General features: G+C 35.0%; 18 protein-coding genes. 15 read left to right on the forward strand and 3 right to left on the reverse strand.

The genetic code is table 11. From position 1 onward, the window contains the following. Positions 1 to 2: 2 nt before the first annotated feature. From ACTB0X_RS08560 to ACTB0X_RS08630, 15 genes are all read left to right on the forward strand, one after another. Entirely contained in the window at positions 3 to 1,010 is a 1,008-nt protein-coding gene (locus ACTB0X_RS08560; protein WP_463024583.1) for a nucleotidyltransferase domain-containing protein, read from the forward strand. Positions 1,011 to 1,046: 36 nt separating this feature from the next. Next, entirely contained in the window at positions 1,047 to 1,769 is a 723-nt protein-coding gene (locus tag ACTB0X_RS08565) for a class I SAM-dependent methyltransferase (RefSeq protein ID WP_463024584.1), read from the forward strand. Further along, the gene (locus ACTB0X_RS08570) at positions 1,766 to 2,752 is read left to right on the forward strand and encodes a hypothetical protein (RefSeq protein WP_463024585.1); all 987 of its coding nucleotides are present in this window, start codon (positions 1,766 to 1,768) and stop codon (positions 2,750 to 2,752) included. Before ACTB0X_RS08565 ends, ACTB0X_RS08570 begins: the two co-directional genes overlap by 4 nt. 15 nt (positions 2,753 to 2,767) lie before the next feature. Next, positions 2,768 to 3,895, forward strand: coding sequence for a glycosyltransferase family 4 protein (locus tag ACTB0X_RS08575; protein WP_463024586.1), 1,128 nt, complete (start codon positions 2,768 to 2,770; stop codon positions 3,893 to 3,895). Positions 3,896 to 3,909: 14 nt separating this feature from the next. Continuing rightward, positions 3,910 to 4,668 carry a class I SAM-dependent methyltransferase gene (locus ACTB0X_RS08580; protein ID WP_463024587.1) on the forward strand — a complete coding sequence of 253 codons (759 nt, stop codon included), beginning with the start codon at positions 3,910 to 3,912 and terminating at the stop codon, positions 4,666 to 4,668. A 50-nt stretch (positions 4,669 to 4,718) separates the two neighbouring features. Continuing rightward, a complete protein-coding gene (locus tag ACTB0X_RS08585) occupies positions 4,719 to 5,843 on the forward strand; it encodes a glycosyltransferase family 4 protein (RefSeq protein ID WP_463024588.1) in 1,125 nt (374 codons plus the stop codon). Between the two features lies 1 nt (position 5,844). Beyond that, positions 5,845 to 7,125, forward strand: coding sequence for an O-antigen ligase family protein (locus ACTB0X_RS08590; protein ID WP_463024589.1), 1,281 nt, complete (start codon positions 5,845 to 5,847; stop codon positions 7,123 to 7,125). After that, positions 7,112 to 8,209 (forward strand): glycosyltransferase family 4 protein, encoded by a 1,098-nt coding sequence (locus tag ACTB0X_RS08595; protein WP_463024590.1) that lies wholly within the window; start codon positions 7,112 to 7,114, stop codon positions 8,207 to 8,209. The genes ACTB0X_RS08590 and ACTB0X_RS08595 overlap by 14 nt, the downstream gene beginning before the upstream one ends. Before the next feature lie 6 nt (positions 8,210 to 8,215). Continuing rightward, a complete protein-coding gene (asnB, locus tag ACTB0X_RS08600) occupies positions 8,216 to 10,084 on the forward strand; it encodes an asparagine synthase (glutamine-hydrolyzing) (protein ID WP_463024591.1) in 1,869 nt (622 codons plus the stop codon). Next, a complete protein-coding gene (locus ACTB0X_RS08605; RefSeq protein WP_463024592.1) occupies positions 10,085 to 12,208 on the forward strand; it encodes a bi-domain-containing oxidoreductase in 2,124 nt (707 codons plus the stop codon). Between the two features lie 128 nt (positions 12,209 to 12,336). Then, positions 12,337 to 12,981, forward strand: a complete 645-nt coding sequence (locus ACTB0X_RS08610; protein WP_463024593.1) for a putative polyvalent protein kinase domain-containing protein — start codon at positions 12,337 to 12,339, stop codon at positions 12,979 to 12,981. 17 nt (positions 12,982 to 12,998) lie between these two features. Further along, positions 12,999 to 14,177 (forward strand): hypothetical protein, encoded by a 1,179-nt coding sequence (locus tag ACTB0X_RS08615; protein ID WP_463024594.1) that lies wholly within the window; start codon positions 12,999 to 13,001, stop codon positions 14,175 to 14,177. Continuing rightward, on the forward strand, positions 14,178 to 15,221 hold the full coding sequence (locus ACTB0X_RS08620; RefSeq protein ID WP_463024595.1) for a DUF354 domain-containing protein: 1,044 nt from the start codon (positions 14,178 to 14,180) through the stop codon (positions 15,219 to 15,221). It abuts the gene before it with no gap. Between the two features lie 44 nt (positions 15,222 to 15,265). Continuing rightward, positions 15,266 to 16,354, forward strand: coding sequence for a sugar transferase (locus ACTB0X_RS08625; protein WP_463024596.1), 1,089 nt, complete (start codon positions 15,266 to 15,268; stop codon positions 16,352 to 16,354). A 12-nt stretch (positions 16,355 to 16,366) separates the two neighbouring features. Beyond that, positions 16,367 to 17,968: a hypothetical protein gene (locus ACTB0X_RS08630; RefSeq protein ID WP_463024597.1), complete on the forward strand. Its 1,602-nt coding sequence runs from the start codon at positions 16,367 to 16,369 to the stop codon at positions 17,966 to 17,968. Between the two features lie 16 nt (positions 17,969 to 17,984). On the opposite strand, the gene ACTB0X_RS08635 is transcribed toward ACTB0X_RS08630, so the two are convergent. Genes ACTB0X_RS08635 through ACTB0X_RS08645 form a run of 3 tightly spaced genes read right to left on the reverse strand, consistent with a single transcriptional unit; the run spans position 17,985 to position 21,693 of the window. Beyond that, a complete protein-coding gene (locus ACTB0X_RS08635; protein WP_463024598.1) occupies positions 17,985 to 18,701 on the reverse strand; it encodes an ABC transporter ATP-binding protein in 717 nt (238 codons plus the stop codon). A 31-nt stretch (positions 18,702 to 18,732) separates the two neighbouring features. Further along, a complete protein-coding gene (locus ACTB0X_RS08640) occupies positions 18,733 to 19,521 on the reverse strand; it encodes an ABC transporter permease (protein ID WP_463024599.1) in 789 nt (262 codons plus the stop codon). Between the two features lie 15 nt (positions 19,522 to 19,536). Beyond that, on the reverse strand, positions 19,537 to 21,693 hold the full coding sequence (locus tag ACTB0X_RS08645) for a glycosyltransferase (RefSeq protein ID WP_463024600.1): 2,157 nt from the start codon (positions 21,691 to 21,693) through the stop codon (positions 19,537 to 19,539).

Genomic DNA, 21,693 nt, shown 5'->3' on the forward strand with positions numbered 1-21,693 from the left:
AAGTGTTTCAGTCATATCTGATTAAATATGTCAATGTCGCTTGTGTTTCAAAGTTGGATTACATTCAATCTTTGGTTGATGTATCCAAGAATTATAAAAAGTATGCCCCAAAAGTTATACGGCTTTTTAAAAAGAGCTCCGAAGATGAAAAACAAATAAATAGAACTGAAACAAGAATTGAAATAGAACCATATAATGGCAATAACAATTTTGTTTTGGAGATGAGTTCTCTCATTGAGAATGAATTAAAGAAAGATCTTTTAGGGGCTTATATTCATGGTAGCCTAGCTACTAATGAAGAAATCCCTTATAGTGATTTTGATGCATTAGTTATCTTAAAAGATGCTGTATTTGAAAGCGAGGAAAGGTTGGCCAGTGCAGCTTTAAAGCTACATCGATTGCAAAGAATTATGCATGAATTTGATCCACTTCAGCATCACGGGTGGTTCGTTATGACAGAAAGTATGTTGGATAATTACCCTAACTTGTATTTTCCTCCAGAATTGTTTGAGTTTTCAAGATCTTTATTTAAAAATCAAGGATTAAGTTTTTCTATTCAATACGAGGAACTGTCAAAAGAAGAATTTCTAAAGCCCTTTGTTCAATTGTCCAACAGTGTGCAAACTAAATTAAAGAGTGGTGCTCAACCAAAGAATAGTTTTGTTTTGAAGGGCTTATTGAGCGAATTTATGTTGTTGCCTGCATTGTATTTACAAGCAAAGTATAAACACGGAGTTTATAAGAAAGATAGTTTTCGATTGGCAGATAAGGATTTTGAGAAAGGGGAGTGGGAGATCATGAATAAAGTGTCAACTATTCGAGAAGAATGGGAGTATAAATTATCCCCTTTGCAAAAAAGAGTACTAACTTCTAAGTTATTTTTGGTTAGAAGAATAGGTCGTAGATTTGCACCAAGTGTTGCTTCTCAAATCTCAATAAAAATAGATCACGCATTTTTTAATGAGATGCTCGATTTAGTGATTTTAATGAAGAGAAAGTTGTCTGTTTAACAAATCGGGACTTTTTTTATTTGATAAGAAATAAGAATGATTAGAAATTTAGGAGCAGTAATAGTTGATCAATTGCGCTTGGAGTTCATTAAGTTTTGTTTTAATGAACTTGGAAGTAAGGATAGATTACTTGACCTAGGTTGTGGAGTAAAACCTTTTCAAACGATTTATAATGAAAAGGTGAAAAGCAGTGTTGGTGTAGAAGTAGAATCAACTTTACACGATCAATCGAAGGTAGATTTTTTTTATGATGGAATCAACCTACCCTTTAACGATAATGAATTTGATGTGGTCCTTTCTGCTGAAGTAATGGAGCATGTTCCATATCCGGAAAAGTTTCTATCCGAGATTTGTCGTGTGCTACGTGATGATGGGGTTGCGATTATTACAGTACCATTTTTGGTTCCACTTCATGAACAGCCACTTGATTATTATAGATATACCGAGTATTCCTTGCGGGACTTAGTAAAGAATACAAATTTTTCGATGGAATATTTGGAGGTGTTTGGAGACTATTTTAGTGTTGTAATTACTCTGTTGATCATCCCACATTTGAAATTTTGGAACTTCTTTGGGAAAAAATTTCGCCTTCCTATTTTAAGTACTCGATTAAATCCATTTGTATTTTTATTGATTTATCTCCCACAGAAATTGTATTTAGCATTAAGGAAAGTAAATGCTTTCAGGAAAATGTTTAATAAAATGAATTATGCACCAAGTGGATATGGGATCATGATAAAAAAGAACCAACAATTATGACTTATCAATTCCTTGGGACACCTAAATATATTGCTCCAGAAGCTTATGAAATTACAGTGGATAAAATTGTTGAGCTGCTAAATCAGGAAGATTCCATTCGTGCAGTCTATCGTTTGGGGAATGTCAACCACCCAGGAATTTCTGATATTGATCTCATTGTTGTTTTTAAAAACGGGACAAGTTGTCTATTGAACCCAATCGAGTCTTTAGATAAAGATGATAAATATCTTTTAACGCACAATTTGTTTGGCGCCTCAGAGGATCAATTCAAAAAAGTACTGCCATATAGTTTTTGGGATAATTTGAAATGCATTTGGGGTGAGCCGGTAGAAATTGATGCAGATCAAGTTAAGCTGTCATTAGAACAGGAATCCTTTTATAAACAACAAGTAGGGCTAGAGTTTTTGCAAAAAAATTATATAGAGCTGAGCGTTCAAAAGAAGTACGGAGTAATAAAGCTAAGAAGTATTATTCAGGAAATTAAGGGAGTGCGTTATGATTTGGATTTTTTAGGCATTGAGGGTTTAGAGATAAATAAATTGATGATGGGTTTCTTAAGTCGATTAGATCATTGGTTTGAGCAATCCTTCGATCCGATAGAATTTAGTCAATGGTTGGATCAGTACCATCTAGCCTTGGAAGATGCAATTATTCAAGTCAATCGTCGATTGAAAATTTTATGGGTGCCAAGAGAAGGAGATTTAAATTATGGAAGAAATATTTTAATCAAAAAGGGTGAACGACTTCAATGCAGTACATCGGGACTTTTCTTGCCGGCTTGGTTTCTTGCCAAACATAAAAAAATCTATAATGCGCATCAACGGTTGAATCAATTCGAAATAACGATGCAATATCACACTGAGGATAGCGAAAGTATGAACATTAAACGATTTAAGGCTTTTGAGACACATCAACTTGAGAACAAACTGAATTATCCTCATTTCGGTCCTTTGATGACTACTTTAGCAAGTCAATTTATTTAATGTTTTGAATTAGTGATGAAAGTTTTACACGTGATATGGAATGCAAAATTTGGTGGGATTGAAAAACTTGTTTACGACCTTTCTATTGTTCAAAGTTTTGTGAGTGAAATAGAACCACACATTTTCATCGCAAAGAAAGAAGGAGAGTTTCTAGAGAAATTTGAATCATCTATTATCCAGCTTCGGTTTTCTAAACTGAATAAAGGGTTCGATTTAAACATTGCAGAATATTTAAAAATTCGTTCTTTGTTTAAGCAGTATGAGGTAGTTCATTTTCATATTTTTAATCCACTCATTATTTTATGCTCACTTGGTTTAGATTGTAAGATAGTATTCACTGAGCACGGTAATTTTGGGTTTGGCAGAAAAAGAAAGCGATCCGATGGTTTAATGAGCGGGTTGAAGAAAATCTTTTTGAAGAAGGTGGCTTCATGGGTTACTTATAACTCTCATTTTACAAAAGAAAGCTCTGAACGTCTCTATGGATTAGAAAATCAAAAAAATGCCTCGGTGGTCTACAATGGAATTCAATTTCAAGAGATGAGTCCGGAAGCGATATCTCCAGAAATAACCGAATTGAGAGCTCAGTTGGAGGGTAAAGTAGTTGTTGGAACAATTTCACGTTTTGTTTCTTTTAAGCGAATTGATCGTCTAATTTTAGCTTTCTCGAAGTTAAAAAATAAAGGCGATTGTGTTCTTTTGTTAGTAGGAGATGGAGTTTTAATGTCGGAACTAAAGAAGCAAGTAGAAGAATTAAAAATCACTAATTCGGTTATTTTTGCTGGTTATGTGAGTAATGTGCAAGAATATCAACAGTTAATGGATGTCTGCGTATTTCCATCGCAGTCAGAATCGTTTGGACTGGTTGCCATTGAAACCTTATCGATTGGCAAACCAACCATTGTTTTTGCTGATGGGGGTGGTATAAAAGAAATTGTTGGAGGGTTAAACCACAACGATATTGTAAAAAATGAGTCCCAATTGGCGGAACGATTGGAATATTATATCAATGGGATGGAATCGCCAAATGAAACTAAAATAGCAAGAATTAAATACGCGAAAGAATTTAGTATTGAGGTATGTTGTGAGAAGTTTAATGATATTTACCGTCAACTAAACGAAGCGAACACTAATAAGCGATAAATCTCACTTAGAGAATGGAAAATACGGGAGAAATAGAGAAGGATTTTTTAGCAAAACGCGATACCTATTTTCAAGAAAATTATGTCAAGGAAACAAAGACGAACTACTTGAGAAGGTATAGAAATGAGCTGATAAGAAGGGAAATTGAAGAATTGAGCACTGTAAGAACTGTTCTTGATGTTGGGTGTGGCCCTGCTATTCTATACCCTGAGCTGTTGGAAAGGTGTGAGACCTATCATGCCATGGATCTGGTGGAATCTAATCTAGAGAAATTAAAGAGTCAACATAATGCAGATAAAATAAAAACGATTCAATCAGATTTAGATCGTTTTGTTCCAGAAGAGGGCGCTTATGATGTGATTATTAGTTCTGGTTCAATCGAATATGCCAATGATTTCGAAAGTATTATTAAAGTTTTAGTAAAGGCGCTCAAACAAAATGGAACCTTGATTATCTCATTCCCCAATCAAAATAGTCCTTATCGGATTTGGGGGGAACTGGTTTACCGAAATATTAGAAATTTATTCAGGAAAGAGAAAGCACCCTCCTATAAACGAGCCTTATTCAGTGAAGATTTTGTCAGAAAGCAACTTGCTTTGAATGGATCTGAAAACAAAATCACAGTAAGATATTTTGGGTTAAAGCTATTGTTACAGCCATTGGATGCACTGTTTGTTGATGTCGATTATAAGATTTTAAATTATTTTAATAGTCGCCCGGATAGTAACCTAAGTAATTTGTCACAGGAGTTTCTGGTAGTATATCAACAATAAAAAAGAGAAGAGCAGGATTAGTTTTAAATTCGCTCTAAAGTGGATTAACAATGGAGAATTCTAAAGTTATTATAGTTACCAATATACCCAATCAATATCGGGTGCCACTTTTTAATGAATTGAACAATCAATTGATTTTAAAGGGTAAGGAGCTCTTGGTTGTTTTTGCAGCGAAGAGCTATCAAGCACGAAAGTCAATCGTTGATTTATCCGAATGTAATTTTAACTATCACATTTTAGAGCCAAGTATCTTTCGCAGCATAGAGCAAAAGCGAGGCTTGTTTTTTTATTCTGGATTAATTCGCCTCTTATTGAAAGAAAAGCCGAAAACACTTATTGTGGGTGGTTTTTCTATTTCTAGCTTTAAAGTAGCTATGCTTCAGATTTTTACTACTTTCGATTTTGTTATTTGGTCCGGTACTTTTGAAGCTGAATCAACCAAAGCAAGACCAGTTCGGTCAATAATCAGAAAGTGGCTAATAAGCAGAGTAAATCATTTAATAGCATACAGTACAAAAGCAAAACAGTACTTTATCTCACTGGGAGCAGAAGAAAAAAAAGTGGTGAATGCTGGTAATACAGTCGATGTTGAGTTTTTTAGTTCAATTAATCGTACCATAGATGAGTTGCATAGAAAGAATGAAATTTATCACCTGACATATGTAGGTTATTTGACTTCCAGAAAAAATGTTGGATTATTATTAAATGTTGTAAAGGAATTGAAAGCATATAGAACTGACTTTGTGTTGGATATTGTAGGCGATGGAGAGAGTAAATTAGAGCTGGAGCAGTTGGCAAAGGAATTGGAGATTTCTAGTTTTATAAACTTTCATGGGTTCATGCAAAAAAAGAATTTGCCGGCAGTTTTAACTAATTCTGCTATATTTCTTTTTCAAACGGATTTTGATATTTGGGGCTTAGTTTTGAACGAAGCAATGGCTGTCGGTATTCCTTGTTTGGCATCGATTAATGCTGGAGCTACAGAGGATTTAATTCAAGAAGGTACAACAGGATTTAAAGTTGATTTTTATGATTCAATAAGTGTTGCAAAAAAAATTGATTACTTACTTAGTCATCCATTAAAAATGGAAGATGTAGGCAAGAATGCTCGCGATTTTATTCAACTAAATTATTCGTTAAGCAGTTGTTCAAGTAAAATGATATCAGTAATTTAAGATGACGTATAAGAATTGGAAAATATGGGTTAGTCAATTGCCATTTTCGCTAAAGTGGTTTATCGTGCTCATCTTATTACGGCCAATAATTGATTTGTTTTACTTTTTGAAGGAGATTTCTCCCCTCATTTCTCCATTATATATCGTAGGTATTTTAACTCCTTTGTTTATTATATTCAGCTTTTTATCCAAAAAATTTCCTCAAAAAATAAAGTCACTAATTTGCGATTTGAATTTTGGAATGTGGTCATTTTTGGTAGCATTCAATCTTTCTTTATTGTTTCTTATTGATAGTGGATTTGAAGTAATTAGTGATGTGCTTAAATACAGTACGCCCTTATTTTTATTCTATTTCTTCAGGCATTTTATAAGATCAAAAGTAGATTTGATTGGTGTGCTACAAACTTTTCTTTATTCAGCATATATTCCTGCAATATTGCTGGTATATGAGCTTTTGTTTGGTGCGATAAGTCCAGAATATCTTTCTGAAGGTAGAGGAGGAGGCGCTCGGATACAAGGAGGTTATGCAGATATTATGAATTACGCAATTTATGCAACAGGTGCATTGCTTATTCAATGTTACTTTTTTCTTAGATTTAATAAATTGAAAGCAGTGACAACTAAAAAAACGATCAACCTGATCTTAGTAATTATATTCTGTTTCGTTGGTTTCATTAGTATTAAGCAGACTTCGTCTTGGGCGGTTGCACTATTTTTGTTTGCTTTGTTCATATTTTATAACTTAAAAAGTATAAAGGGGTTTTTAATCATTTTGCTATTTTCTCCACTTTTAATTTTTATTGGATTTAATACATTTAAGGATAAGATTGAACCGTTAATTGAAAAGGAATATAAAGTAATTGAAGGAGATGCAGGAATCGAACGCTCTTTTAATGGGCGGATGACTAGGTGGATAAAGTATTTTGGGATTTGGTCAGAAATGCCATTGAGCAGTAATTTGTTGGGAACTCCATTATCAAATGATAAAGAAGCATCTACCATGATTAGTGGAGGTATGCACAGTGACTTTGTCAGAGTTTTATTTTTAAGTGGGGTTGTTGGATTTTTACTTTATTTGTCTTTTTTAATGTTAATCTTTAAAAGAGGGTTTGGATTACCTGTTCCTGAAAAGTTTCTAATTTTTAGTGCGGTAGGGGCTACTTTACTTTATTCCGTTTCTGCTACGCCACTTTTGTATGTTCCTTACTTGTATTATATTCTTCCTGTTTTTTCTTATGCGGCCTTGCCAAAGCCAATTTTACAATTAAATGAGAAAAAGTAAAGTCATCATCGTCGGAAAATTGCCACCACCATACATTGGCCCTGCGGTTGCGACCAATATCATTTTAAATTCTGCATTAAATGAGCAGTTTGAATTGTTGCATTTGAATACTAAAGTCAACGCATCCATTGATGATTTTGGTAAAGGAGGAATTGGGAAATTATTTAAGAATGTAACTATCTATTTGAAGTTGTTTCGTCTTTTAAGGAATTCAAAAGCAGCTATTATTTTGATTCCGATTAGTCAAACTACTTTGGGCTTTTTGAAGGATTCAATCTTAATTCTAATCGCTTCATTATTTTCAACTAAAATTCTACTGCAGCTTCGAGGGAGCAACTTTAAGAATTGGATCAATACAGCCAATTCAATTACGGAGAAGTATGTGCGATTTTGCATGAATCGAACGGACGGAATGATAGTGCTAGGAGAGAATTTACGTCACCTGTTTGAGGGGTATTATACACCTGAACATATTTATGTTGTTCCAAATGGATGCGACATTACAATCCCTAATCGAAATATAGAATCCACAAAAGTACAACTGCTTTATTTTGCCAACTTTCTCCCTTCTAAAGGAATAAAAGAAATTTTAGAAGCCTTAGTGATTCTGAAAGTAAAAGGAATAAATACTTTTGAAATGACAGCGGTTGGAGCTTGGGATAATGAGGTTTATAAAAAGGAATGCATGGAGTTGGTAGAGAAAAATCAATTGAAAGTTCATTTTCATCCTCCCATGAGTGGAGATCAAAAGTGGCAAGCTTTCGCCAACGCAGATGTGTTTTTGTTTACACCGAATGGTCCGGAAGGCCATCCTTGGGTGATTGTTGAAGCTTTAGCAGCCGGATTGCCAATTATTTCAACGGATCAAGGAGCTATTGTAGAATCGGTCATTCATAATAAAAACGGAATCATTCTTTCCGATTCTAGTTCCAATGAAATTGCAAAAGAGTTAGAATTAATGATTTTAAATAAAGAACAACGAATAGAAATGGGGAAGGCGAGTAAAGTCCATTATGATCGTAATTTTACTGAAGCAAAAATGGTGGAGAATATTTCTAAGACCATTCATCAAATTCTGAATTAAGAGCACATGTGCGGAATAACCGGCTATATTTCTAATAAACAATGGGATTCTCAACAAATGTTGGAGGTGCTTCATCACCGAGGGCCAGATAGTGTAGGAAAATTTAAAGAAGAAATTGAGGGGCAAAATTTATTTTTAGGACATAAGCGATTAAGTATTATTGATTTGAGTGTTGGTGGTCATCAACCCATGTTGAGTGACGATCAGCAAATTGTGCTCACTTTTAATGGAGAGATTTATAATTTTCAAGAACTAAAAGCAACGTTTTTACAAGAACAGCAGTTTAATTCCACTTCTGATACCGAGGTTTTACTCAAGTTATACGAGCTAAAGGGAATTGATTTTTTACAGGAGTTGAATGGCGATTTCGCCATTTCTTTATTGGATAAAAGACTTAATCAGTTGTTTGTCATTCGTGATAGAATGGGCATAAAGCCACTTTATTATTATCATGAAAATGGCGACTTTTTGTATGCTTCTGAGATTAAAAGCATTTTAGCTGCAGGTATTAAAGCAGAGTTGAATGAAGCTTGTTTGCAACAGTATTTTACATTTAAATACGTACCAGAAAACAACACGCTTTTTAAGAACATTTATCGGGTTCCTGCTGCACATTATTTGGAATATGATTTAAAATCAAAAAGCTTATCGGTTAAGAAATATTGGGAACCAAAGGCTCAAAAAGAATATACTAAGCTAAATTATAAAGAGGCTCAAAAAAAGATTTATGATTTAATTGAAGATGCTTGTCGAATCCGGTTGATTTCTGATGTGCCAGTTGGAACTTTCTTTTCAGGTGGATTGGACTCATCGATTATCACTCATTTCTTAAAAGGGAATAAGGAGATCAACCATTATTGCGCAGGTAAGAATGAGAGGGATTTAAAGAAAGAAGGAACCACTTCTGACAGCTATTACGCCGAGAAATTAGCGAAAGATTGGAAAATGAACTTGGAGTTAATCACCATTGGGGAAAACCAATTGACCAAAGAGTTAATTCAGAAAACAGTTCATTTTAATGACGATATTATTGCAGATGGCTCTCAGATTCCTTCGTATTTAATCACTCAGAAAGCCGCTGAAAAGAGTACTGTCATTTTATCGGGAATGGGTGCCGATGAGTTATTTTTAGGATATGCAGGTCATCAATTACTATTGTTGGACAGTACGTTAAATAAATTGCCGAAAGTATTTACCAAGCCCCTCTTTAAAAACTTTTCTTCATTGAATGTAGCTAAAGGGCCATTTATGGCCTACAAACGCTACTTACAAAAGCTAGGAAATTACAATCAAAGAGGAAATGCGCGATTTGGATTTTACAATATAGTTGGGGACTTTGATAGCTCTCGATTGATTTTTAAGAAAGAGTCGCAAACCATCATTCCTTTTATTGCCAATTATTTCCCTGAAGGAGAAAATCCGTTTGAAGGCTTAAAGCGATTTGAACGAAATAACTTTTTGATTAAAAATCTACACTATACAGACCGCATGAGTATGGCCAATTCGGTAGAAAACCGAGTGCCATTTTTGGATCATCGAATAGTCGAATTTGCATACAGTATTCCAAGAAGTTATAAGCTAAGCAACTTAGGTAAAACTAAAAAAATCTTGAAAGATGCGTTTAAAAACGATCTGCCCGATTTTGTGACAAACCGACGAAAAGCTGGGTTTGGAATGCCGCTAAGGAGTCTTTTGGGTGATCAAAAACAAATAGATGAATTATTAGACTTGGAATTTTTCAATAATTTTGACCAATTCTCGGTTGAAGGAATTCAGCAAGTCATTGAACAACATATAGCAGGCACAAAGGATAATTCCGCTCTAATTTATGCCTTAATTACTTTTCAAGAGTGGTATAAAATGTATATTCGCTAAATGGAGCAACTGACTCAAACCTTGAAAGATGGTAACATGCAACTGATGGAAGTGCCATTCCCGGCGCTACTTCCTGGCTGTTTATTGATACGCAATCATTATTCTATTATCAGTCCTGGTACGGAAGGAAAGACGGTAAAGGATGCTCGTCTAAGCTATATTGGGAAGGCAAAAGCTAGAAAAGAGGAAGTCAAAAAAGTAATTACATCAGCCAAAACATTTGGCGTGCTTAAAACCTATAATATGGTGATGAATAAGTTGGAAGCTTATTCTCCATTGGGTTATAGTTGTGCTGGAGAAGTTGTAGCCATGGCAGATGATGTAAAAGGATTTCAAATCGGAGATTTCGTGGCTTGTGGTGGAAATACGGCAGGGCACAGTGAAATCGTTTGTGTTCCAGTTAATTTATGTGTGAAAGTAAAAAAGGATGCCTCTCTAAAAGATGCCGCTTTTGCAACCATGGGCGCCATTGCCTTGCAAGGTGTTCGTCAATCGGAATTGAAATTAGGGGAGTCCTGTTTAGTAATTGGTTTGGGGGTTATTGGGCAATTGACCAATCAATTATTAGAAGCAGCAGGCGTTAAAGTCATCGGAATAGACATTGATGAAAATCAAGTAAATTTTGCCAAAGGGCAGAAAACAAAATTAATCTATAATCGGAATCATCCAGATCTAGAAGGCATTATAGCAGAAGCAACTGTTGGCCATGGAGTGGATGCAGTCATTATAACTGCAAGTACGAGTTCCCTTGATCCGATAGAATTTGCAGGTCAAGTTTGCCGTAAGAAAGGAAAAGTGATCATTGTTGGAGCTGTTCCAACAGGCTTTTCTAGAAAGAATTATTTCAAGAAAGAATTGGACTTAAGAATGTCTTCATCATACGGTCCGGGAAGGTATGAGAGTAATTATGAAGAAAAAGGACTAGACTATCCAATCGGTTTTGTTCGTTGGACAGAGAATCGGAACATGCAGGCATTTGTTGATTTAGTCGGTGACGGAAAGATCGATTTAAAGCCGCTGATTTCTCATGAGTTTGATTTTAAGGATGCTCCCAAAGCTTATCAATTAATTCTAGACAAAGAAGAAGTGATAGGAGGGATTGTGCTGAAGTACGATACAGAGAAAGTATTAAAAGCAGCCGTTCAATTGAATGATAAGAAGGCTAAAAAGAATGCAGTGAATGTGGGGCTCATCGGAGCCGGTTCATTTGCCCAAAACTTCTTACTACCTGCCTTAAAAGATAAAGTACAGTTTGTCGGCGTTGCTACAGCACGACCAACCAATTCAAAATACATCGCAGATAAATATCAATTCTCTTTCTGCACCAACGATGCTTCTGAATTGGTAAAAAGCGACCAATTGAATACAGTTGTCGTGGCTACTCGTCATAATACACATGCGCAATATGTTTTAGAAGCGTTGCAAGCCAATAAGAATGTCTTTGTTGAAAAACCTCTCTGCATGTCAGAGGAAGAATTGGCCGCTATTAAGGAGGTGCATTCAAAGAGCTCGGGAATTTTAATGGTGGGTTACAATAGACGATTCGCACCATTTACGAAGCAAGCAAAAGCGTTTTTGGGAGCTGAACTCCCGATGTCTATAAATTATAGAATCAATGCAGGGCAGTTGCCTGCTGATCATTGGGTGCACGACCCTGAAGTAGGAGGCGGCAGAATAGTTGGTGAAGCTTGCCATTTTATTGATCTGGTTCAGTTTTTAACTGGCAGTTTACTAAAGAGTGTGTCTGCTATTTCCTTACAATCGGCTGAAAATTTATACGATAATGTGGTGATTAGTTTGGAAACCATGAATGGAAGCATTGCTTCAATTACTTACTTTTCAAATGGGAGTAAACAAGTTTCCAAAGAATATTTAGAAGTGTTTTGCGGAGGAAAATCGGCCATTATCGATGACTTTAAAAAGTTAATCCTAGCAGATGGTAAGATTCAAAAGTTTAAAAGCGACCAAGACAAAGGTTATGCAGAAGAGATCACAGGATTTACCAATGCTATCCTAAATGGGACAACTTCCCCAATTTTAGCTGAAGAGTTATACTTGTCTTCGTTGGCTTCTTTGAAGGTGTTAGAATCCATCCAGAAAGGGGGAGAGAAAATCGTTTTATGATGCTTTAATCAGTTAACGTATTCTTTGATAAAAGTTAAAAACTAGTCTTATTCATATCTTTGTTATGAATTGGAAATTATTAGAGATGAATTAAATTTATCATATTTGAACTTAGTAGCTAGAATTTAATGATGAATTTTAAAAATATAAAAGATGAATTACAACATATCCTTTCAGGAAAGAGCAGCCATAGCTACAATGCGCCTATCCAGACAATTGCCAATTACCTTGGAGAGGGCAATAGAGCAAGCCCTATGGCTAAAGAAAAACACCAAAACAAAGCAGAAGAAGCAGAAAAGCTCAAGCAATTTGGGATAGACAATAATTGGATGTATCCCAATGTTGATCCGCTAAAATTTATTTCAAGTGGAGCAGAACAAAAAGTGTACATAAAAGATGACCATCATGTCATTAAATTGAATGATGCAATTTATTATGCTTCATGGCAAGATTACTTCCATAACCTCTTATTGCACAACTATTTTTTTGCAGATACTGCTTATCAATTTGTTGGGTTTAATATCCAAGAAAATAATTTATTTGCAGTCGTTCAGCAACCATTCGTTGAAGCGAGTCAATTAACTGAATTAAAAAATGTGAAGACTTTCTTAGAAAATAATGGCTTTACAAACAACCGAAATCATGACTATTTCCACCCGGGATTAGGAATTATTTTAGAAGATTTACACGACGAAAATGTCCTTACAAAGGATAATCTGTTGTACTTTATTGACACTGTTTTTTACATCAAGCCCGAATTATTTTGGACTTAGAATTAAATTAGATAAAAGTGATTAATTACAATTACCAAGTCGTAATTCAACAACTACGGGCATACATCGAAAAGGAAGAATTTAAAGGCTACGATCCTTATGATACGTTGAATTCGTGGGTGCCTTTTGGCTGGTTAGGCAAGTGGGGAAAACCGATTGGAATTCAGATTCAGAAAAGAAATCCAATAAACATTCGTCCACTCATCGGAATTAAAAAGGACTATAATCCCAAAGCCATTGGATTGTTATTGCATGCGTATAGTTTAATGTATCGTCAGGAGCCTAGTGAGGAAATTAAATCAAAAATAGATTTTCTGTTCAAATGGTTGTTGGACAACAGAACCAAAGGATTTAAACATTTTTGTTGGGGATATAATTTTGATTGGGCGAGTTCAGTGAAGCTATTACCAGCCTACTCTCCAACCATCGTTGTAAGTGGTTTTATTGCTAAAGGGATGATTGCGTATTATGAAGCATTCAAAAATCCGAAAGCATTAGACGTTCTCAAAAGCATTGGACAATTTATAGAAGAAGACCTAGATGTGTCAGAAGATGAATCTGGAATTTGTTTTAGTTATAGTACCATAGAAGTAGACTGTTGCTACAATGCGAGTATGTTGGGTAGTGAGTTATTTGCTTATTTATACCAAGAAACAAAGATTGATAAGTATAAAGAATTGGCCATTCGGTCTACTGATTTTGTAGTTGATAAGCAAAAAGCAGATGGAAGATGGAACTATAGTATCAAGCTAGAAACTGGCAAGGAAAGAACTCAAATTGACTTTCATCAAGGATACGTCATTGATAGTTTAGGGTATGTCATGAAATACATTCCATCGACTAAAGAAAAGTATCATGCCTATTTACAAAAGGGATTAGACTATTATCAGAAAAATCAGTTCTTAGCAAATGGACAATCGATCTATCGTTTTCCATCAAAGTGGCCAGTAGAAATACACAATCAAGCACAAGGAATCATCACCTTTGCAAGGTGGTCTGATTTGGATGAAGAGTATATTTCTCAATCAACTAAGATTGCAAACTATACCATCAATCAAATGCATTCAAAAAATGGATATTTCTACTACAAAAAGTATCCGTTGTTTACGATTAAGACACCCTTTATGCGCTGGAGCCAAGCATGGATGTTATTAGCGTTGACGGAATTATTAAATACTCAAAAAGGGTTGAATTAGATGAAGTATTTGTTTTATATCGGTCATCCGGCGCATTATCATAATTTCAAATTCGTTTCCCAAATATTGTCGGAAAAGGGTCATGAAATTATTTGGGTAGTCCGTGAGAAAGATGTATTGTTTAGCTTATTGGATGAGGTGCAATTTAAAACATACTTCATTAAAGAAAATGCACCTAAAAATAAATGGGGTCGAATTTTACGGATCTTAAAAAGAGAGTTCCGAATGCTTGGGATTATGATAAAGCATCGACCAAATGTGGCTATCGGCACTGATTTAGTGATTACGCATATTGGAAATTTATTGCGAATTCCTTCTGTAATCGTGAATGAAGATGATGCAGAAGCAGTTCCACTATTTGCCGATATGGGAATGAAATACGCCACCAATATCTTAACTCCTGAATGTTGTTCTGTGGGTCCTTATCGGGATAAAAGTATTTTTTACAAAGGCTATCAGGAATTAGCTTATTTGCATCCAGATTATTTCAAACCTGATAAATCTAAAGTAGAATCATTGTTTGCAGGAGAGGAACGGTTTTTTCTACTACGTTTTGCATCGCTTACTGCACATCATGATGATGGAGTAGAAGGGATAAACGATTCATTGGCGAAACAGATTATTGGGATTTTAGAAAGCAAAGGTAAGGTTTGGATTACTTCAGAAAGACCACTGTCAAGCGATTTTGAGCAATATAGAATTGCAATTCCGGCCACAGAGATCCATCATGCACTTTTTTATGCCGATTTGTATATTGGCGACAGTCAAACAATGGCTGCAGAGGCTGCTGTATTAGGAACTCCTTCACTAAGATTTAATGATTTTGTAGGAAAGTTAAGTTACTTGGAAGAGTTGGAGCATAAGTATAAGTTGACGTTTGGTATAAGGACCGACCAGAGAAAAGTCTTATTGGAAAAAGTTACAGAGTTGAGTAGTCAGGCTGATTTGAAAGCAATATGGCAAGAACGAAGGGAAGTATTATTGAATGAGACGATTGATGTGACTCAATTTTGGGTGCATTTTTTTGAGTCATATAATTTATGATGCTAAATTTTTTATTGTAAATTAGCCATCCTCAAAATGTTGGAATGCAGATAGTAAGTCGCAAGTTTTCGAAAGTAGATCAAGATATTATTCTTAAAGGGATAATGAATGAGGAGTTGCATTCATTTGTACAAGATAATATTAAAACAACTGAAAGAAATAAGACAACTATTCTTTCTGTGGGAAATCAATTTACCATCGACAACCTCCCGAATCCTAATGAATTCGAAAAAAATTATGAGAACATCATCAACTTAAAGAGAGTTAATGATGTACAAAATATCACTGGATTATATTCGGCTATAAATAGTCGCCTAGAAATTGGAGGGCGATTAATCACTTGTGTTGAAACATCTGATTTAAGAAAAGAGCGTCTGTATAAAAAATTTCCTCCAGTTATTAGATCAATCTATTATTTTTTCGATTATTTAGGAAAGCGTGTTGCCCCTAAAATGCCAATTTCTAATAGAGTCTACTTTTTTTTAACAGCGAATCGGAATAGAGTATTGACTTCCGTAGAAGTGTTAGGTCGATTGGTATATTGTGGTTTTCGAATTGTGGACACCAAACGAATAGATAATTTATTATATATCGTAGTCGAAAAAGAGTTGTATACGGTTAACCTGAAGCCTCGGAAGTATGGATTTTTCTTAAAGTTAAATCGTACAGGTTATCAAGGTAAACCGATTACAGTGTATAAAGTTAGAACCATGAATGCGTATTCTGAATATTTGCAGGATTACATTTACGCTACGAATCAATTGGCTGAAGGAGGTAAGTTTAAGGATGATTACCGCGTTAATTTCATGGGAAAAATTCTTAGAAAGTTATGGTTGGATGAATTGCCGATGATTTATAACTGGCTTAAGGGTGAATTGAAGCTGGTAGGACCACGACCTCTAAGTGCTCAATATTTAAGTTTGTATAGTCCTGAATTAAAAGAGCGACGAAAGAATTTTAAACCAGGGTTGGTGCCGCCTTATTATGCAGATTTACCAAAATCCATTGATGAAATTATGGATTCTGAGATGCGCTATTTTGAGGCTTATGAAAAAAGTCCATTGAGGACGGATATTCGATATTTCTTTAAGTCAATTAGTAACATAGTAATAAAAAAGGCAAGGAGTAAATAGGTAATTTTAACTATGTCAATTCGCTCATTATTCTTTTTTTTATTACTTGTTTTTTTAAGTGACTTTGCTACCTCTCAGGTTGTATATCAGGACATTTCCAAAACTTCCATCTATGAATTTTTAGATGAATTGGTAAATCTTCGTTTAATCGAACTCAATACTTTTAGTAAACCTTATTCAAGAGAGTTGATTGCTCAAAAATTGAATTCAGTGGATCAATCTGAATTGAATAGTCGTCAGATTAAAGAACTAAATTTTTATTTAAAAGACTATAATAAAGAGCTTTTGCCCAATAAGAATTTCGACAAGCGTTTGGATGTTTTGTATTATAAGGATTCTATTTTCTCATTCACTCTAAACCCCATTTTAGGCGCTGAATATTCTACCAATGAAAATGGAGACTATTTGAGAAGAACCATAGGCGGTGAGCTATTTGGATATTTGGGTAAAAATGTTGGGTTTTATGCCAGTTTGAGAGACAATGTAGCGAGTGATATTATCCAAAATGAAGAATTCTTGAATCCAGAGCGAGGCGCGAACTATAAAGGGAGTGGCGATTATAGCGACATGAGAGGAGGCGTTACCTACAGTTGGAATTGGGGTAGTTTAGGCTTGATAAAAGACAATTTTACGTGGGGCAACAATAATTTCGGTGCCAATATCTTATCGGATAAAGCACCTTCATATACTCGATTGCAATTGAAAGTTCAACCTGTGAAGTGGTTGGATTTTGAATATTTTCATGGCTCATTATCTTCAGAAGTTCGAGATAGTGCTCGCAGTTATTCCGCGGGTGTGCGACAACGAAATGTGGATATTCGAAAGTACATGGCAGCCAATATCTTTACGATACGACCATTTAAATATTTGAATGTATCAATCGGAAATTCGATCGTTTACAGCGATAATCTACAAGCAGCATTCTTTATTCCTTTTATGTTTTTCAAGTCAATAGATCACGGAGTATATAATGGATCCGGGAATTTTGGAGGAGGTAACTCTCAAATATTTTTTGACATAAGCTCTCGAAACTTGAAGGGCTATCATTTTTATACGTCATTTTTTGTAGATGAAATTTCATTCTCTAGAATGTGGGATAAAGAGCGACATTCCAATTTTGTGAGTATGAAATTTGGTGCACAGCGAAGTAACTTATTCGATAAGAATATTTCCTTAGCAGTAGAGTACACACGAACAAATCCGATCACTTACCGCCATTTTGTAAACACCACCACCTACGAGAGCAATAATTATAATATGGGACATTATCTAAGGGATAATGCGCAAGAATTGGCTTTTAAGATCAATGTAAAACCCATTGCCCGTCTCACTATTTCAGCGAATTATATTATCGCTCAGAAAGGTGAAGAGTATTTTTATTCAGGAACTACAGGCAATTCACCTGCTGTGTGGGGTTTGGATTTTATTGAGAATGAGCGGTGGAATAGTGATGCTTTTCAGTTAGTAGGTGGCTATGAGTTTTTTAATGATGTTTTCTTCTCTCTTAGTTATCAATATCAAAAAGTAGCAGGAGTGGATGCTACAATTTATACCTCTCCATTTTATCAAGGCTCTACCAATACCTTCTCTGCTAGTTTTAATATTGGGTTTTAAAGCGCATTACTACACATTAATCTATAGCTCTGTACTTCTCAATGGCAACTTTAGTGTCACCAAAATAGAGCATCTCTCCTTTATTCATCAAAATAGTCCGACTGCAGTATTGTTCGATCAAGCCTGCACTGTGAGAAACAATAATAACGGTTCTGCCCTTTATCCAATTTTCTTCTAAAACGATAGTCGCTTTTTCTTTAAATTTTTCATCACCCACGGCGAAAACTTCGTCCAGGAAGATGATATCTGCATTTGCATAAACCGCAATAGAGAAAGACAATCGTTGAATCATTCCGGTGGAAAAGTATTTGATTTTCGTATCAATGAATTCTTCTAGTTCTGCAAACTCAATGATATCCATGTATATTTTATCAATCTCTTTAATCTTTAAGCCCAGTGTGGAGCCATTAACGTAGATGTTCTCTCTGGCAGTTAACTCATGGCTAAATCCAACGCCTAGATTTAATAATAAAGAAGTTCCATTTTTTATTAACGCTCCGTCTTTGTCTGGAAGATAAGCTCCTGACATAATTTTGGTAAGAGTGGATTTTCCGCTACCATTTCGACCGATTAAGCCAATACACTCTCCTCTATATATTTCTAGATTAATGTTGCGTAGTGCCTTTACTTTTTTCTTTTCTGATTTCTTATGAAAGTTAAAAAGCTTTTGTTGTAGGGTGTAAAAAGCATTGTTAGCTATGGTAAAGGTCTTACTTACGTTCTTTAAAGACAATGATATTTCGCGTGATTTTTTTTTCATAGAATTATTGAATTTCAGAGGCTTTTATACCAATCTTGTTCAAGCAGAAGAATCCAATCAACAGCAATATAATCCCTTGAATGAAGTTTAATCCCAATAAAATAAAGTCAGGAGAAACATTGTACATCATTATATTTCTAAAATTGATAATGACTCCAGCCATCGGATTAACATAACTTAAAAACGGAAGGTTTTGAACAATGTATTCGTATGAATAAAGCAATGGAGATACCCAGAATAGAAACATTAAAACGAGTTCCCAGACTTGTTTAATATCTTTTACCACTAAAAATATGTTAGATAGAATCATTGAAATCCCTAAAGAGATCAAAAATAAATTCAAGAGTATTACCGGAAACCAAAACAATTGAAGGCCTAGATTTAAGCCATTTAGATAAAGGGCGACAATAAATACTCCAAGATTAAATAAAAAGCCAATTCCAATAGAAATAAGGCTAGATAAATAAATTTCTATTTTAGACATGTTGGAGTATTCGTAGAGGTATTTTTTAGTTTTTAAGACTACGATCATGCCAGTAGTACTTTCAGTAAATACCCCCCAAACAATTAATCCAATAAACAAATACAACGCATAATTTGGGATACTTACTCTTAAAATTAAAGCAAAAGCGACGTAGTAAATAGCCATCTGTGCTAACGGCTTTATTAATGCCCAAAGCAATCCAAGCTTATTTTCGTAATAGCGCAATTTGAACTCAATTTTCGCCATCAACCAAATTCGCTCTAGCCGATTGTCATTCCGTATATCCTTTTTAAGTTGTGTTAAATCCATTGAATCAAATCCAAATTAATTATTTAGAAGTCGATATAACCTCTTCCCCACTTTCCTTAGCAGTTTATTTTTTTTAATCATTTCAACAATCCTTCCATTTAGGAATTTGTCATTTCCAAAACGGTTGGAAGGCCATGTTGGATTGTCAAAGGTAATGCCAGAGCCGTTGTGATTCAAAAGATTAGCGATTTTACTTCCATACTCATTGAAAAAGGCTGCATGTTTTTTACTGATTAGTCGGTAAAGGTAAAGTTCTTTGTTGTCAGTAAATGCTTGTGCCATTGAGTTTTTTCTTATTCTGTACTGCCATAATGTTTCAGGCAGCGCTAAACCACGGGCACCATTTTTTACCATGGAAATAACGCTGTCATAATCTTCCATTCCATAAATCATTGAGGAATCGTTTTGCCCAAAACTTAAAAAATCATCAGCTTTATATATTAAAGCACTACTATTGATCATGTTGTGCAAAAGCAAATAAGGAGGCTCAGGATTGAATGTTGGCCACAGATCACTACTTTCTCCAAAGTATTGTGCCCAGCAACCTACAAAGCTTACGTTGTTATAGTTGGAAAGTATTCTAAGGGCTTTTTCGTAATAATCTGGACTTACAGTATCATCAGCATCTAAAAATGCTAAATATTCACCATCGGCCAGTTTCGCACCATAATTCCGGGTTGCCGCTAGTCCTTCATTGTGTTTTCTGTAGATGATTACAGGATATTTATTTGCAATGCTTTCTAGCTTTTGAATGCTTTTCTGATCTGTAGATCCATCATCAATCAAAATGATTTCTTTGTTGGAATAAGTGGATTTAATCAAAGAGTTAAGGGTATCATCAATAAAATCACCCATGTTGTAATAGGGAATGACAATGCTCAGTTTGCCAGTCTTGAATTCAGATCGAAGTGTTGGTGTCTTCTTTTTTATAGGCTCAATAAATGGAAACTCAACTGGAGTTTTGTACGTGAGCTTTAGTTCATTTAAAAGGGTTGCCTTTTGCTCGAAGATCGTTTTATAATTTGTTGATTCTAGCACAGACAATTGAGCTTGTTTCCCGATTTCTTCGATTTTATGTTGGTCAAGCTTTAATATATGGGTTAACTCATTTTTGAAACTGCCTTCAATAGCGTGATCAAATAAAAAGCCATTTTTATGATGTTTAAGAACTTCTATGTGACCACTATTTTTTGATGCAAGTACTACCTTCCCCATAGCCATTGCCTCCAATACGGCATACGGTAAATTATCAACGATGCTGGGAGTTATAATAATATGAGCTTTTTCAAGGCGACTTTTTAGTTGAGATGGAGGTAAGTTGCCCTCAAACTTGATTAATCCTTTTTTTATTTCGTTGGCATATTTCTTTTTGAAATATACAATCATGTCTTCTTGAATAGGATAGAAGAAATGCTCTCCACCACCTATGATGGTAATCGGTACATTAAATCCTTCATTCCACATTTCTTGCAAGTATTGCATCATTTCAATGCAGCCTTTTTGTGGGGTTAGTTTTCCAAAGAAAACAATTTCATCTTTTTTATATTGAGGAACTTCGCCTTCCTTCCAATCGCTGAAGTAAGGATTGAAAACTCGAATGGGATGCTTATCTTTTAGGTGCATTCGAGTTTCTAATTCACTCAATATATAATTTGAAGGTGCAATAACCAGGTCTGCCATCCGAATACTGGCTTTTTCCATTTGCCCAACCCAATAATCTGGAAAGTTATAGAGTGGCACTTGATTGTATTCCAAGTACAAAAAGCTGGGAGCGTGAATGGTTAAGACTACTTTGAGATTTTCAAACAGCGGGTATTTAAGCAGTTTCTTTTGTAAGATATAGTATCCTATTCCTAAATAATCTTGTGTTTCTAAAAAGTCTGGAGAGTCAGACTTTTTTAATTCTTCCTCAATGATCTGTGCAAACTCTAAACTAAGACGAACGTCAGGACCCAATGCCTTTCCTATTTCAACCTTATTCGGATTAAAACGAACAAGAGTGACATTTTCTATCGGTTGTTCCCTTTTTTGGTTGTCTACCGAATAGTCATTTACAAATACGGTAACAGCATATCCATTTTCCGTAAGCATTTTTGCAGTATGCCAACAATAGGTACTGATGCCGCCTCCATGAATCGGTGGAAACTCCGTTGTTAGTAACCAGTATTTCAT

It is taken from the genome of Acidiluteibacter sp., assembly GCF_055129545.1.

Coding starts and splice junctions, on each gene's coding strand:
- ACTB0X_RS08565 (WP_463024584.1), top strand. CDS start 1,047: ATGATTAGAAATTTAGGAGCAGTAATAGTTGATCAATTGCGCTTGGAG.
- ACTB0X_RS08570 (WP_463024585.1), top strand. CDS start 1,766: ATGACTTATCAATTCCTTGGGACACCTAAATATATTGCTCCAGAAGCT.
- ACTB0X_RS08575 (WP_463024586.1), top strand. CDS start 2,768: ATGAAAGTTTTACACGTGATATGGAATGCAAAATTTGGTGGGATTGAA.
- ACTB0X_RS08580 (WP_463024587.1), top strand. CDS start 3,910: ATGGAAAATACGGGAGAAATAGAGAAGGATTTTTTAGCAAAACGCGAT.
- ACTB0X_RS08585 (WP_463024588.1), top strand. CDS start 4,719: ATGGAGAATTCTAAAGTTATTATAGTTACCAATATACCCAATCAATAT.
- ACTB0X_RS08590 (WP_463024589.1), top strand. CDS start 5,845: ATGACGTATAAGAATTGGAAAATATGGGTTAGTCAATTGCCATTTTCG.
- ACTB0X_RS08595 (WP_463024590.1), top strand. CDS start 7,112: ATGAGAAAAAGTAAAGTCATCATCGTCGGAAAATTGCCACCACCATAC.
- asnB (WP_463024591.1), top strand. CDS start 8,216: ATGTGCGGAATAACCGGCTATATTTCTAATAAACAATGGGATTCTCAA.
- ACTB0X_RS08605 (WP_463024592.1), top strand. CDS start 10,085: ATGGAGCAACTGACTCAAACCTTGAAAGATGGTAACATGCAACTGATG.
- ACTB0X_RS08610 (WP_463024593.1), top strand. CDS start 12,337: ATGATGAATTTTAAAAATATAAAAGATGAATTACAACATATCCTTTCA.
- ACTB0X_RS08620 (WP_463024595.1), top strand. CDS start 14,178: ATGAAGTATTTGTTTTATATCGGTCATCCGGCGCATTATCATAATTTC.
- ACTB0X_RS08625 (WP_463024596.1), top strand. CDS start 15,266: ATGCAGATAGTAAGTCGCAAGTTTTCGAAAGTAGATCAAGATATTATT.
- ACTB0X_RS08630 (WP_463024597.1), top strand. CDS start 16,367: ATGTCAATTCGCTCATTATTCTTTTTTTTATTACTTGTTTTTTTAAGT.
- ACTB0X_RS08640 (WP_463024599.1), bottom strand. CDS start 19,521: ATGGATTTAACACAACTTAAAAAGGATATACGGAATGACAATCGGCTA.
- ACTB0X_RS08645 (WP_463024600.1), bottom strand. CDS start 21,693: ATGAAATACTGGTTACTAACAACGGAGTTTCCACCGATTCATGGAGGC.